Consider the following 12,393-nt stretch of genomic DNA (forward strand, 5'->3'; position numbering starts at 1 on the left):
CTGACGATACAAAAATTTATTATTTTTTATTGTCCTCTTGACGGGGAGCATACCATCCGACGGGGGGAGTTTATTTTATCCGCTATTCAACTTCCCCAATCACCTTGTGGAAGTGCTCCTTTATCCTAGTAAAACTCTCATCGCTCAGGTCATGCTCTAACTTACACGCATCTTCTTTTGCAACTTCCGGGCTTACGCCGAGATGTTCCAGCATCTTGCTCAGCACTGTATGCCGCTCATAGATATGAACCGCAATATCATTTCCTTTCTCAAGAAGTGTCACCGTACCATAACGGTCCATCGCAATATAACCATCCTCACGAAGCAGCTTCATAGCATGACTTACACTCGGTTTCGATACCCCAAGCATCGTTGCAATATCTATAGAACGAACTCCGCCACCCTGTTTTGACAATACCAGGATTGCCTCCAAATAATCCTCCGCTGATTTTCTGATCTGCATTCAAAATACCTCCCATATTGTTTTGATATTAACACAATATGAGAAATTTTTCAATCGCTCTTCTTGAGAACAGTCGTCATTAACTGTTACTGCTCACTCCGTTCTCAGTAACGTAGCCAAAATTTCATTCATTCCATATGAAAAAACAGCATCGAAAAATATTTCATTTCATGTGCATTTGCAGGATACTTAGATATTCTTAGCCGCCAAAAATCTGCGTTATGAGCCATCAAGGACACTGTCTGAGCGAAGCGAGTTTGTCCTTGATGGCTCATGCTTTTAGCAGATTTTTGACGGCTTAGAATATCTTAGTGTCCGAAACCGCACATGAAATGAAATATTTTTTGACGCGTCCCTACTGAATTAAAAAAAGCCCTCTGACCAGCATTCCCACATACCAGCCAAAGAACCTTTTTATACCAGGATTATCTTTTAAATTCCTAAAGCAATCTCCATCATCCTGTTAAACGAAGTCTGTCTGGCCTCCGCAGAAATTGCCTCATCCCTGAAAACATGATCCGAAATCGTAAGAATCCCCAGTGCCTCCTTACCGGCTCTCGCAGCATTCATAAACAGCGCCGCACACTCCATCTCCACACAGAGAACCCCCATCTTTCTCCATGCCTTCGAACTCTCCGGATTATCTCCATAGAACGCATCCGAAGATACAACAGAACCCACGCGAACCGGTGTACCCTGCTCCTTCGCGACCTCTACAGCCCTTGCAACCAGTTCATAACTTGCTGTAGGAGCAAAAGTCCCCGGCAGCTGATACTGGCTTGCATAATTTGAATCCGTACATGCACTCATAGCGATCACAACATCCATTACGCTTACATCATCCTGCAGCGCACCCGCAGAACCTATACGAATGATCTTCTCTACATCATAAAAATTATAAAGCTCATAACTGTAAATACCCATAGATGGCATCCCCATACCGCTGCCCATGACAGATATCTGCTCACCCTTATAAGTTCCGGTATAACCAAACATATTTCTCACTGTGTTAAAACATACCGGATTCTCCAGATATGTCTCCGCAATATACTTCGCACGCAGCGGATCTCCCGGCATCAGAACCTTCTTTGCAATATCACCTTTCTTTGCACTGTTGTGTGGTGTTGGAATACTCATAATCACCCTCTCCTTTCCCGTAATGCTACATCACTGCATTATTTGTCATCACCTGTAAGCCGCAGCACATCCCTGATCTCTTCTTCATCCATATCAAGAATGATTGCCAGCTCCTCTACACTGAACTTTGAACTTTCATCCTCTTCATCCTCTGTAAGTTCCCGGACTGCCGCTTCCAGCTTCTCCACCTTTGCTACCAGATAGTCATCCTCAAATTTCCTCTGTGTCTGCTCCTCGATAGCATGGCGGATTCCACACCGGATACGTCCAAGCAGCCATTTCTCATCTTTCTCTTCCGGTTCTTCCTCTCCCAGAGCCATCAGAAGGCTTATATTTGCCTCCTGAATCAGATCAGCGATAAAAATCTCCTCACAGTTCATTTCAACCGCCATTTCGGCTGCTGCATGCAGATACTTCTGTGACAGCTCTGCCTGTGCCAGAGCATCTCCCTTTGAAAGCAGTTCAAAAAGTTCTTCCGCACTTCTCTCTCCCTGCTCCTGTTCTTCAAGACCTTCCAGATATTCTTTCAGATATGCCTCTTCCTCTGCTGTCAGAGGAACTTTTTCTTCTTTTTCTTCGGATACTTCTTCCGGGCCGGTCTGAGATGCTGCTGAAATCTCCTCCGCACCTTCAATGGAGATACCTTTTAATTTTAAATACTGTAATATCTTGATCAGCTGTGACTTGTCCAGATCAAGTTCGCCAAAGCATTCCTTTATCTGTTCCGGTTTCAACACTTTGCCATTCTTCTCTCCAAGTTCACACACCTCTGTAAGTTTCTGCTGAAATTTCTGTATATCCATAGTCAAAATCTCCCTGTCCTGTTTATAACTTAACTATACAACAAAAAACTATGTCTGTAAAACAAAAAAAGCACCGTTTTAACCGGTACTTTTTCTGAATGCGGATAACAGGACTTGAACCTGCACGGGAAGCCCACTGGTACCTAAAACCAGCGCGTCTGCCAATTCCGCCATATCCGCATTTTCTCATATTCTCAGAGTGTACCTGAAAAATCATTCTCGCACTCTGCAAAAGCAATAAAATAGCGGAAACCTCACAGAAGATTTCCGCTATTAATGAAGCATCGGGGATTCGAACCCCGGACAACTTGATTAAAAGTCAAGTGCTCTACCGACTGAGCTAATGCTCCATATAAAAGACTGGGCTAGCTGGATTCGAACCAGCGAATGCAGCAGTCAAAGTGCTGTGCCTTACCGCTTGGCGATAGCCCAAAGGCGAAGGGTGGATACAGGGATTCGAACCCTGGGCCTCCAGAGCCACAATCTGGCGCGCTAACCAACTGCGCTATACCCACCACAGCGTGCCTGAAGGGATTCGAACCCCCGACCCACGGCTTAGAAGGCCGTTGCTCTATCCAGCTGAGCTACAGACACATCTCTCTGTACATACAGAGAAGCGGGTGATGGGAATCGAACCCACGTATCTAGCTTGGAAGGCTAGTGTTCTACCATTGAACTACACCCGCATTTCGCTGAAACGGTAATGTTGTTGTTACAGCAGTCGGGGTGACAGGATTCGAACCTGCGGCCTCCTGGTCCCAAACCAGGCGCTCTAGCCAAGCTGAGCCACACCCCGCTGTTTTTCTTTATTTATTTGTGCTTCGTTGTCCGACGCAAGACATATTATATGTTAAGCAACCCCAAATGTCAACACCTTTTTTCAATTTTTTTTGATTTTTTTTAAAAAAGTGATTTTTTATTCCTCGAAAAGTCCATGAAACCCGCTAAATACAAGGCTTTGCGGGCTTTTCACTTTTTTCAAAAAAATCGTTTTTTTGTTCGCAAAAAGGGATTTTTTACTGGTTTTTAAGATTTTTTGTAAAAAAATATTTTTTTCGCACAATAAAAAAATCTTAACTTTTTTTATTTTTTCTTCTATTCTTTTACTGTCACGTATCTGTAAAAAGAGGTATTGCCGTTATCCGATCAACAATACCTCAAAAATATACAGTCAGATGAGTCAGGCGGATATTCGCAGCCTCCGCAAGTAACTTACCTGATTCAGTTAAATAATTTTTCAGAGGTATCTGATCTCGACCTGAGGATCTTTTCCCTCTTCTATCTGCATAACTGCATAGCTTGGCCTGCGGCCTCTCTGACGCGGGTAGGTAAGACTGCCGGGATTAATTACCAGAATCCCATCCTCATTCTCGATCACAGGCATGTGAGTATGACCATACATTGCAATCTTACATCCCTTAGCCTGCGCATTCTCAACAAGTTTATCATAATCCCGGGACACAAAATAATGATGTCCATGTGTAACCAGTATCTTATGTCCCTCCAGAGTAACCTCTTCCTCATAGGGAAGGTCTGTAAAAAAGTCATTATTTCCTGCGACAATCGTACATGGACACTCTGCCAGTGCCTCAATGAAAATCTCTCTGCCTTCCACATCCCCGCAGTGGATCAGATAATCAAAGGGAGCTTCTCTGAGCACTGTCTCTTCCAGATTCTCATCCAGTCCATGAGTATCGCTGACGATCAGTACCTTCATTTCAGTTCATCCTTTATGGCACGTAATGCTTTTCCTCTGTGGCTGATCTTATTTTTCTCTTCGCCGGAAAGCTCTGCAGAAGTACATCCATATTCCGGCAGGTAGAAAATCGGATCATAGCCGAAGCCGTTCTCTCCCTTCTCCTCATAGCCTATACGGCCTTCCATTGTTCCACGCACTGTTTTTACACTTCCATCCGGAAAAGCCGCTGCAACGGCGCATACGAACCTTGCAGTACGCTTCTCGTCCGGAACTCCGTTCAGTCTCTCTATCAGACTTGCATTTTTGATATGATATGAGGTATCTTCTCCCATATAACGGGCAGAATAAATGCCCGGCTCTTTATTCAGATAGTCAATCTCCAGACCGGAATCATCTGCCAGAGTGATCTCCCCTGTCAGTTCACAGATTGTCTTCGCCTTGATCACAGCATTTTCCTCAAAAGTAGAACCATCCTCTACAATATCTGCATGGATTCCCGCTTCTTTCATAGAAACAACCTCTACATCCATATCTGCAAGGATCTCGCGGATTTCTCTCATTTTATCCTGATTTCCGGTAGCAAAAATTATTTTTTTCATAATCCTTTGTATCCTCTTTTTATTTTGATTTTTCGCAATTACAGAAGCACTCAGCTACGGTTTTTCTTCGGTGGGCGCGGCCCAAGGAACTGATAGTAATAGGTCTTAAGCATACCATTATAGATCTTACGGTTTTTATCTGCTTTTCGCCCGATATCGTTCTCCGCTTTCTCATAAGATGTGATCAGATACATGGACCACTTGTCAAGCCTTTCATAGCTTTCCCCGATTTCACGATAAAGCTGAGTTAAATTCTCTTTTTCTTCCAGTCGTTCCCCATAAGGAGGGTTTGTGATGATGAATCCATATGGTTTGGGATGGCGGAGATCTTTTACCGCTCTCTGCTGGAAATGGATCAGCTTGTCCACACCTGCCATTTTTGCATTAGCTCTGGCAGCCTTCAACGCCTCAGGATCAATGTCAAAGCCCTGGATATCTGTTTCAATATTAAGATTTATCCTGTCCTGTGCCTCTTCATTTGCATCATACCAGCATTTTCTCGGAACCAGATGCTTCCATTCCTCAGCAAGGAAGGAACGGTTCATGCCGGGTGCAATATCTGCTGCCATCATTGCTGCTTCAATAGGAAAGGTACCGCTTCCGCAGAAAGGATCTACCAGAATCCTGTCTTTATTCCATGGCGTAAGCATGATCAGAGCAGATGCCAGTGTTTCTGTGATCGGAGCTTTCACTGTCATTTTACGATATCCTCTTTTATGCAGAGATACCCCTGAGGTATCAATACCGATCGTGGCCACATCTTTCATAAATGCCACGCGGATAGGAAAGCTTGCCCCATCCTCTTCAAACCAGGACACCCCGTATACGCCCTTCAGACGCTCTACAATGGCTTTTTTCATAATGGACTGGATATCAGACGGGCTAAAGAGCTTACTCTTCACAGAATTGGCCTTGGCAACCCAGAATTTCCCATCCTTGGGAATATAATTTTCCCATGGCAGGGCTTTTGTCTTTTCAAAAAGCTCGTCAAAGGTTTCTGCCTTTACTTCTGCTACTTTCAGCAGAATTCTTTCTGTGGAACGCAGAAAGATATTGGCATCTGCGATTCCCTGTGCATCTGCCTCAAATGTTACTTTTCCATCCTCTACTTTGGTAATCTCATAGCCCAGATCAAGGATCTCACGTTTCAGCACAGCTTCCATACCGAAATGACATGGAGCGATCAGTTCAAATTTTTCCATTCTTTATCCTTTCTATATGTAGATGGGACTTCCCTATAATTCTATGCTCTTAACAATATTTCCCTCAAAATCCTTAATTGTAAACACACCGTCCTCAAAGATCGCATATGTAGGCGGGTTTCCTTCTTTTGGAATGGAAACAGAACCCGGGTTGAGAAGTACATAGCCTTCTTTCTGCTCTGCTTTCAGTACATGGGTATGTCCATGGATCAGAATATCTCCTTCCTGGATCGGAGGCAGATTATTTTCATTGTAAATATGCCCATGTGTGGCATAAAAGGTTCTTCCATCCAGGTTCAGAATACAGTAGTCTGCCATAACCGGAAACTGCAGGACCATCTGATCGACCTCAGCTTCACAATTCCCACGTACAGCATAAATTTCTTTCTTCATGTCATTAAGCATGGAAATGACCTGTTTGGGAGCATATTCTCTGGGAAGATCATTTCTCGGGCCATGATAGAGCAGATCGCCCAGCAGTACCAGGCGTTCTGCCTTTTCTTCTTTATAGACATCCAGCATTTTTCTGCAGTAGTATGCAGAACCATGGACATCTGATGCAAACATATATTTCATAGTTTTGTGTCTCCTCTTTTATAGTGTGCCGACAAGTTGATTCTTGAAACAATCTTGCAGGATAAATTTTTTTATTTCAAGGCGGAGGAAGGAGGCGTAGCGGTGGCTACGGCGACCGACGACAACGCGGAAATAAGAAATTTAGACGCAAGATTGTTCGAAAAATCAACTTGTTGGCACAATAGGTATGCCGACAGATTGATTTCTGAAATAACCTGAAGATATACCGGTTCGTATTTTTTCTCTTACACCTTATCATGCTTATGGCGAAATTACAAGATTTCTTCCCCGATATGCTCCAAAACCGCCTATGACAGACCTGGTACAGTACCCAAGCTTTGCAAGCTGCCTTGCAAGCAGAAGGCTTGCCCCGCCCCTGTCGCAGTACAGAACCAGTATTTTTCCTTTTGGAAAGGCTGTATATCCGTCTATTTCTCCATATGGCATGTTTACGGCTCCTTTTACATGACTGTGCATATAGGACTCTTTTTCTCTCAGATCTATGATCAACGTGTCCCTTCGGCCCACATAATAATCCAGCATTTTTGCAGAAATCGTTTCCACCGGAAACATGGCAGACTCCTTTTTGTTATATCATATGATATCAGGGACAGATGTGCCACTGCCTGACAAAAAACAGCCGACACATAAATTGGCTCACAGCAGATCAGGAGGGGCATTTCCCCCTCCTGATCCAATCAATATCTGTCTTCTTCTGAGCTGTAAGACTGGGAAGTTTTATTTTTTGCTTTACTTCTACAATCTGTCTCGTTTTTGCTTTTCACACTGTTTTTTGCATTACCAGCATGGTTCATTTCATTACCATAGCTGTTCTTATCTGAAGTTCCTGTGTAATTTCTGCTGTTTTTACTCTCAGATTCATAGTTTTTTGCCATTATTATTTTCCTCCTGATGAGATTTATCTGCCCGGATCTCCTGATACTCTGCAAAATCCGGTTTTTTTCTTCCACACTTCATCGCTGAAAGTGCTTCACATTGACTATTATCCCAAAAACCGGGGGGAATATTCATCAAAATATGTTGCTTTTTTCACCAAGCTATATTATAATCATAGCTGTAAAAAGAATTTACCCTTCAAAAATTTTTTTTACATAAACCCCTTATTTAATTATTTATACTCCCCTTGAAAGTCCCGGCAGCTCCCCTGCCGGGGCTTTCTCTTTGTATTTATTCGGCTGCGAATCACTTGATAACAATTTCAGAAAAACTGCAAAAAACAGCATCGCCGGTCTCATGATCTGCGATGCTGCTCTGTTTTTTATATTCTTCTTTTCCTATTCATTTTCATATGCGCCGGCAAACAGTTTGTTTCTCAACATTTACCAGATTTCAGACTCTACTGCTGCTCTTTCAATAGAAAGACCTTTCATATAGCTGTCCATAAATGCATTGAATCCAGCCACACCTTCCGGTTTTGGATCCAGTGTGCTGCTTTCCTGATCTGCAAACACTTTATTATCAAGGAAGCTTTCCAGAGTCTCACCTTCTTCTTTATTTACCAGATAAGAAGCAAGAAGTGCGATTCCCCACGCTCCGCCCTCACCTGCAGTAGCCATTACAGATACCGGTGCATTGACAGCATCTGCCAGAATCTGCTGTCCTACGCCTTTTGTCTTGAATAATCCTCCATGACCAAGAAGACGGTCTACTTTTACATTTTCTTTCTCAAACAGAAGGTTCAGACCTACCCTCATGGCTCCAAGGCATGTATACAGATTGGTTCTCATAAAGTTTGCAAGATTGAATTTGCTCTCAGGAGAACGTACAAATAACGGGCGTCCTTCTTCAAAGCCTGTCATATGCTCGCCTGAGAAATAGCAGTAAGACAGAAGTCCGCCACAGTCCGGATCTCCTTCAAGTGCTTTATTATAAAGGGTTCCGAACAGTTTGTTCATATCCACTTCCATACCCATAGCTTCTGCAAACTCTTTAAATATATTTACCCATGCATTCAGGTCAGAAGTACAGTTGTTGGAATGAGCCATAGCTACCAGATGTCCGGACGGAGTGGTAACCATATCAATTTCTTTATAAGGTCTGGAAAGCTCTTTTTCCAGAACGATCATGGCAAATACAGAAGTTCCTGCGGAAACATTACCCGTACGTACTGCTACACTGTTTGTGGCAACCATGCCTGTTCCTGCATCACCTTCCGGAGGGCACATCGGGATTCCGGCTTTCAGTTTTCCTGTTACGTCGAGAAGTTTCGCACCTTCTTCTGTAAGAACACCGGCATCTTCACCTGCAACAAGGGCTTTCGGCATAATATCGCGAAGTTTCCATGAGAATCCATAAGGAGCAACCAGTTCATCGAATTTATCAACCATCTCCTGGTTGTAATCTGCCTTTGTGGTATCAATCGGGAACATACCTGCTGCGTCACCGATACCGAGAACTCTCTTTCCTGTCAGTTTCCAGTGGACATAAGCCTCCAGAGTTGTAATATAATCGATATCTTTTACATGTTCCTCGCCATTAAGAATTGCCTGGTACAGATGTGCGATACTCCATCTCTGAGGAATATTGTAATTAAACAGCTCCATCAGCTTTTCACTGGCTTCCCCTGTAATATTATTTCTCCATGTACGGAATGGTACAAGAAGTTCTCCCTCTTTGTTAAATGGCATATATCCATGCATCATGGCGCTGACGCCAAATGCACCTACAGATTCCAGTTCTATGTCATATTTTGCCTTCACATCCCTTGCCATATCCTGATAACAGTCCTGAATGCCTGTCCAGATATCATCAAGGCTATATGTCCAGACACCGTTTTCATAACGATTTTCCCATTCATGACCGCCAGATGCGATTGGCTGATTTTTATCATCTACAAGTACTGCTTTGATCCTGGTAGAACCAAATTCAATACCAAGCGCTGTTTTGTTAGCGAGAATCGCTGCTTTTGCTTCTGCTGCTCCCATTTTTATGTACCTCCCTGTTTCTCTGTTATTTATGATTACAGATCATTCGACAATCTATAATCATATATTGTTTGTACACCAATATTATTGCATTTCTTTTATTGTTTTACCATGGAAATTTTACGGTTTTAACATACTTTTTATTACTTTAAACTTCTCAGGGCGGCCATTCCAGGCAGTTAATTTCAGCCTGATATGACAGCCTCTGTATTAATTACAAAAATTATTATTTTCTGAATGCAAGTTCATTCCATCTCAGTTCATTCTTGAAATCACGAATATTTGTATCTTTATCAATGTAAACAGCTTCAATACCCATAGCTGCTGCCCAGTCACCCATCTGCTCTGCTGTCAGGTCATAGGAAAATGCTGTATGGTGGGCTCCGCCTGCAAGGATCCATGCTTCTGCACCTGTCTTAAGATTTGGCTGTGGTGTCCAGAATGCACTTCCTACAGGAAGCTTCGGCATCGGTTTCTCAACCTTCTTGCATTCCACATCGTTGATGATCAGACGGAAACGGTCTCCAAGATCGATCAGGGATGTTGCAATACCCGGGCCTGTCTTGCTTGTGAATACAAGTCTTGCAGGATCTTCTCTGTCACCCATGGAAAGCGGGCATACTTTAATGCCGATCTTACCATCTGCGACAGACGGGCATACCTCAAGCATATGAGACTGAAGGATTCCTTCTTTTCCAGGTACAAAGTTATATGTATAGTCTTCCATCATGGAAGTTCCTTTTGCATCTTTTACACCAGCTGTCATGATCTTCATCAGACGAACCATTGCAGCTGTCTTCCAGTCGCCTTCTGCACCGAATCCATAGCCTTTTTCCATAAGTCTCTGGATTGCAAGTCCGGGAAGCTGTTTAAGAGCACCCAGATCTCCAAAGTGTGTAACGATTGCCTGATAATTTTTCTCTTCCAGGAATTTCTCAAATCCGATCTCAATCTGAGCCTGAACTGCTACATGACGTTTAAATTCTTCCGGATCTCTTCCCTCAAGAAGAATATCATATTTGCTGTAGTATTCATCTACCAGCGCATCTACATCACCTTTAGCTACATCTTTTACATAATCAGCAATCTCATTTACAGGATAAGCATCAACTTCCCATCCGAATTTGATCTGTGCTTCTACTTTATCACCTTCTGTAACAGCTACGTTTCTCATGTTATCTGCTACACGACATACGCGGATATGGCTGCTCTCCATGATACCAACTGCTGTACGCATCCAGGAAGCAAGTCTTTCCTGAACATCTTTATCTGCCCAGTGTCCGACAATAACTTTTCTTTCGATTCCCATTCTTGTAACAATATGACCATATTCACGACCGCCATGAGCAGACTGGTTTTCATTCATAAAATCCATATCAATGGTATCATAAGGAATCTCCTCATTAAACTGTGTATGAAGATGGCAAAGCGGTTTTCTGTATTCTTTCAGACCAAGAATCCATGATTTTGCCGGTGAGAAAGTATGCATCCATGTGATAACACCTGCACAGTCCTCATCTGCATTTGCCTCATTAAATGTTTTACGGATCAGTTCGTTTGTGATCAGTGTTGGTTTCCATACTAATTCAAATGGAAGAACACCACTCTTGTTTAATTCCTCAACAATGATTCTGGAATGCTCAGCAACTTTTCTTAAGCACTCATCTCCGTAAAGATCCTGTGAACCTGTACAAAACCAGAACTTATAGTTTCTTCCTGTTTTCATGATAAAATTCCTCCCGGATTTATTTTTATTTTTTATTTATTTCATTTGTTTACAATATTTTTCTGCATGATCCCCGTATGATCAGTTCCGGATAAATCAGTCTTTCAACCTTACTTTCTTCTTCAGGAACTCCGTTGATCTTCTCAAGTATAAGCTCTGCTGCCATTTCTCCCAGCTTTTCCTGCGGATGAGCTATCGTTGTGATTCCGCTTCCTCGCTGAGCATACAGTGAATTGTCATAACCGGTAATGGAAATATCATCCGGTATCCTGACTCCCATTTTCTCCAGTTCTTCCATAACCTGAACAGCAATCTGATCATTGTAACAGACGATTCCATCCGGAAGCTGTCCGCTCTGTACCATTTCTTTTGCCATCAGTGCAGGTTTTACTTTCCTGTCCTCTGTATGAAACCAGACAACATCATCAGGATCATAGGCAATCCCTGACTCCTGTAAGGCCTTCACATATCCCTTGTGGCGCTCCAGTCCCTGCATATCGTCTGCCTTAAAGAAACCCTTGATCTTTTTATGTCCCAGTTCCAGCAGATATTTTGTTACAAGATAGCCTCCCTGTGCATCATCCATAAGAATATGAGGTTTATCCCTCATTTCTGAATAGATTCCCTGAATAAACACATACGGAATTTCAAATTTATCCAGATTCTGATAAAGATTTCTGTGTTTACAGATCATCTCACTTTTGCTTGGTTCAATGATCAGTCCATCAATATCTTTCTTCAGAAGTTCCTCCAGACATCTGGCCTCTTTCTGTCTGCTGTTTGCTGTGTTTTTCAGGATAATACTGTAACCGCTTTCTGAAAGGACATTATCCATTCCCTGTATCAGTCTCGGAAAAATATAATCAGAAATATATGTGGTCACTACCGCAATATTCTTTGAATTCTTTATATGGCGCATATTCTCAGAGCAATAAGTACCTCTTCCGTGAAATGCCTCTACATATCCGTCCTGCTCCAGGATTCCCAGTGCTTTACGAACTGTATGTCTACTCAGGGAATATTTCTGTGAAAGCTCGTTTTCTGAAGGAAGCTTCTCTCCCGGTCGGATAGCTCCTGACATAATATCACTTCTGAGCTGTTCCATCAGTGAGAAATATTTCGGCTTTCCATTATCTGTCATGTCTTCTTCCCTCCTGTATTTAGGATACAACTTGTACGCACGTACGAACAAGTTGTTTTTTATGCATAAATTATACAAAATATCGAGAGATTTTTCATTAGT

General features: G+C 42.6%; 12 protein-coding genes and 7 tRNA genes. All 19 read right to left on the bottom strand.

Annotated elements, in window-relative coordinates; translation table 11 throughout:
• Positions 1-82: 82 nt before the first annotated feature.
• Positions 83-463 carry a metal-dependent transcriptional regulator gene (locus tag LJE09_RS09305; protein ID WP_008706218.1) on the bottom strand — a complete coding sequence of 127 codons (381 nt, stop codon included), beginning with the start codon at positions 461-463 and terminating at the stop codon, positions 83-85.
• A gap of 432 nt (positions 464-895) precedes the next feature.
• Complete coding sequence (gene deoD / locus LJE09_RS09310) at positions 896-1,600, bottom strand: purine-nucleoside phosphorylase (RefSeq protein WP_022380050.1); 705 nt, start codon at positions 1,598-1,600, stop codon at positions 896-898.
• Between the two features lie 38 nt (positions 1,601-1,638).
• Complete coding sequence (locus tag LJE09_RS09315; RefSeq protein ID WP_008706220.1) at positions 1,639-2,403, bottom strand: hypothetical protein; 765 nt, start codon at positions 2,401-2,403, stop codon at positions 1,639-1,641.
• Positions 2,404-2,502: 99 nt separating this feature from the next.
• A tRNA-Leu gene (locus LJE09_RS09320) sits at positions 2,503-2,583 on the bottom strand.
• Between the two features lie 97 nt (positions 2,584-2,680).
• Positions 2,681-2,753 (bottom strand) — tRNA-Lys (locus tag LJE09_RS09325).
• 10 nt (positions 2,754-2,763) lie between these two features.
• Positions 2,764-2,835, bottom strand: a tRNA-Gln gene (locus LJE09_RS09330).
• A gap of 9 nt (positions 2,836-2,844) precedes the next feature.
• A tRNA-His gene (locus tag LJE09_RS09335) sits at positions 2,845-2,918 on the bottom strand.
• A 5-nt stretch (positions 2,919-2,923) separates the two neighbouring features.
• Positions 2,924-2,997: transfer RNA gene (locus LJE09_RS09340), tRNA-Arg, on the bottom strand.
• A 21-nt stretch (positions 2,998-3,018) separates the two neighbouring features.
• Positions 3,019-3,089 (bottom strand) — tRNA-Gly (locus tag LJE09_RS09345).
• A gap of 35 nt (positions 3,090-3,124) precedes the next feature.
• Positions 3,125-3,199 (bottom strand) — tRNA-Pro (locus LJE09_RS09350).
• Between the two features lie 441 nt (positions 3,200-3,640).
• A complete protein-coding gene (locus tag LJE09_RS09355) occupies positions 3,641-4,120 on the bottom strand; it encodes a metallophosphoesterase family protein (protein WP_008706221.1) in 480 nt (159 codons plus the stop codon).
• A complete protein-coding gene (locus LJE09_RS09360) occupies positions 4,117-4,701 on the bottom strand; it encodes an XTP/dITP diphosphatase (RefSeq protein ID WP_008706222.1) in 585 nt (194 codons plus the stop codon). The genes LJE09_RS09355 and LJE09_RS09360 overlap by 4 nt, the downstream gene beginning before the upstream one ends.
• A gap of 50 nt (positions 4,702-4,751) precedes the next feature.
• Positions 4,752-5,903: a THUMP domain-containing class I SAM-dependent RNA methyltransferase gene (locus tag LJE09_RS09365; protein WP_008706223.1), complete on the bottom strand. Its 1,152-nt coding sequence runs from the start codon at positions 5,901-5,903 to the stop codon at positions 4,752-4,754.
• Between the two features lie 33 nt (positions 5,904-5,936).
• The gene (gene yfcE, locus LJE09_RS09370; protein WP_008706224.1) at positions 5,937-6,479 is read right to left on the bottom strand and encodes a phosphodiesterase; all 543 of its coding nucleotides are present in this window, start codon (positions 6,477-6,479) and stop codon (positions 5,937-5,939) included.
• A gap of 261 nt (positions 6,480-6,740) precedes the next feature.
• The gene (locus LJE09_RS09375; RefSeq protein ID WP_025581338.1) at positions 6,741-7,052 is read right to left on the bottom strand and encodes a rhodanese-like domain-containing protein; all 312 of its coding nucleotides are present in this window, start codon (positions 7,050-7,052) and stop codon (positions 6,741-6,743) included.
• A 125-nt stretch (positions 7,053-7,177) separates the two neighbouring features.
• Positions 7,178-7,375, bottom strand: a complete 198-nt coding sequence (locus tag LJE09_RS09380; protein ID WP_022379894.1) for a hypothetical protein — start codon at positions 7,373-7,375, stop codon at positions 7,178-7,180.
• A 444-nt stretch (positions 7,376-7,819) separates the two neighbouring features.
• The gene (locus LJE09_RS09385) at positions 7,820-9,424 is read right to left on the bottom strand and encodes a xylulokinase (protein WP_055053063.1); all 1,605 of its coding nucleotides are present in this window, start codon (positions 9,422-9,424) and stop codon (positions 7,820-7,822) included.
• Positions 9,425-9,650: 226 nt separating this feature from the next.
• A complete protein-coding gene (gene araA / locus LJE09_RS09390) occupies positions 9,651-11,150 on the bottom strand; it encodes an L-arabinose isomerase (RefSeq protein ID WP_008708151.1) in 1,500 nt (499 codons plus the stop codon).
• 49 nt (positions 11,151-11,199) lie between these two features.
• Positions 11,200-12,291 (bottom strand): GntR family transcriptional regulator, encoded by a 1,092-nt coding sequence (locus tag LJE09_RS09395; protein ID WP_008708150.1) that lies wholly within the window; start codon positions 12,289-12,291, stop codon positions 11,200-11,202.
• Between the last annotated feature and the right edge of the window lie 102 nt (positions 12,292-12,393).

Origin of the sequence: Blautia sp. DFI.3.45 (genome assembly GCF_020593505.1) — a bacterium.
Taxonomy (GTDB): domain Bacteria; phylum Bacillota; class Clostridia; order Lachnospirales; family Lachnospiraceae; genus Blautia_A; species Blautia_A wexlerae.

Coding starts and splice junctions, on each gene's coding strand:
- LJE09_RS09305 (WP_008706218.1), bottom strand. CDS start 463: ATGCAGATCAGAAAATCAGCGGAGGATTATTTGGAGGCAATCCTGGTA.
- deoD (WP_022380050.1), bottom strand. CDS start 1,600: ATGAGTATTCCAACACCACACAACAGTGCAAAGAAAGGTGATATTGCA.
- LJE09_RS09315 (WP_008706220.1), bottom strand. CDS start 2,403: ATGGATATACAGAAATTTCAGCAGAAACTTACAGAGGTGTGTGAACTT.
- LJE09_RS09355 (WP_008706221.1), bottom strand. CDS start 4,120: ATGAAGGTACTGATCGTCAGCGATACTCATGGACTGGATGAGAATCTG.
- LJE09_RS09360 (WP_008706222.1), bottom strand. CDS start 4,701: ATGAAAAAAATAATTTTTGCTACCGGAAATCAGGATAAAATGAGAGAA.
- LJE09_RS09365 (WP_008706223.1), bottom strand. CDS start 5,903: ATGGAAAAATTTGAACTGATCGCTCCATGTCATTTCGGTATGGAAGCT.
- yfcE (WP_008706224.1), bottom strand. CDS start 6,479: ATGAAATATATGTTTGCATCAGATGTCCATGGTTCTGCATACTACTGC.
- LJE09_RS09375 (WP_025581338.1), bottom strand. CDS start 7,052: ATGTTTCCGGTGGAAACGATTTCTGCAAAAATGCTGGATTATTATGTG.
- LJE09_RS09380 (WP_022379894.1), bottom strand. CDS start 7,375: ATGGCAAAAAACTATGAATCTGAGAGTAAAAACAGCAGAAATTACACA.
- LJE09_RS09385 (WP_055053063.1), bottom strand. CDS start 9,424: ATGGGAGCAGCAGAAGCAAAAGCAGCGATTCTCGCTAACAAAACAGCG.
- araA (WP_008708151.1), bottom strand. CDS start 11,150: ATGAAAACAGGAAGAAACTATAAGTTCTGGTTTTGTACAGGTTCACAG.
- LJE09_RS09395 (WP_008708150.1), bottom strand. CDS start 12,291: ATGACAGATAATGGAAAGCCGAAATATTTCTCACTGATGGAACAGCTC.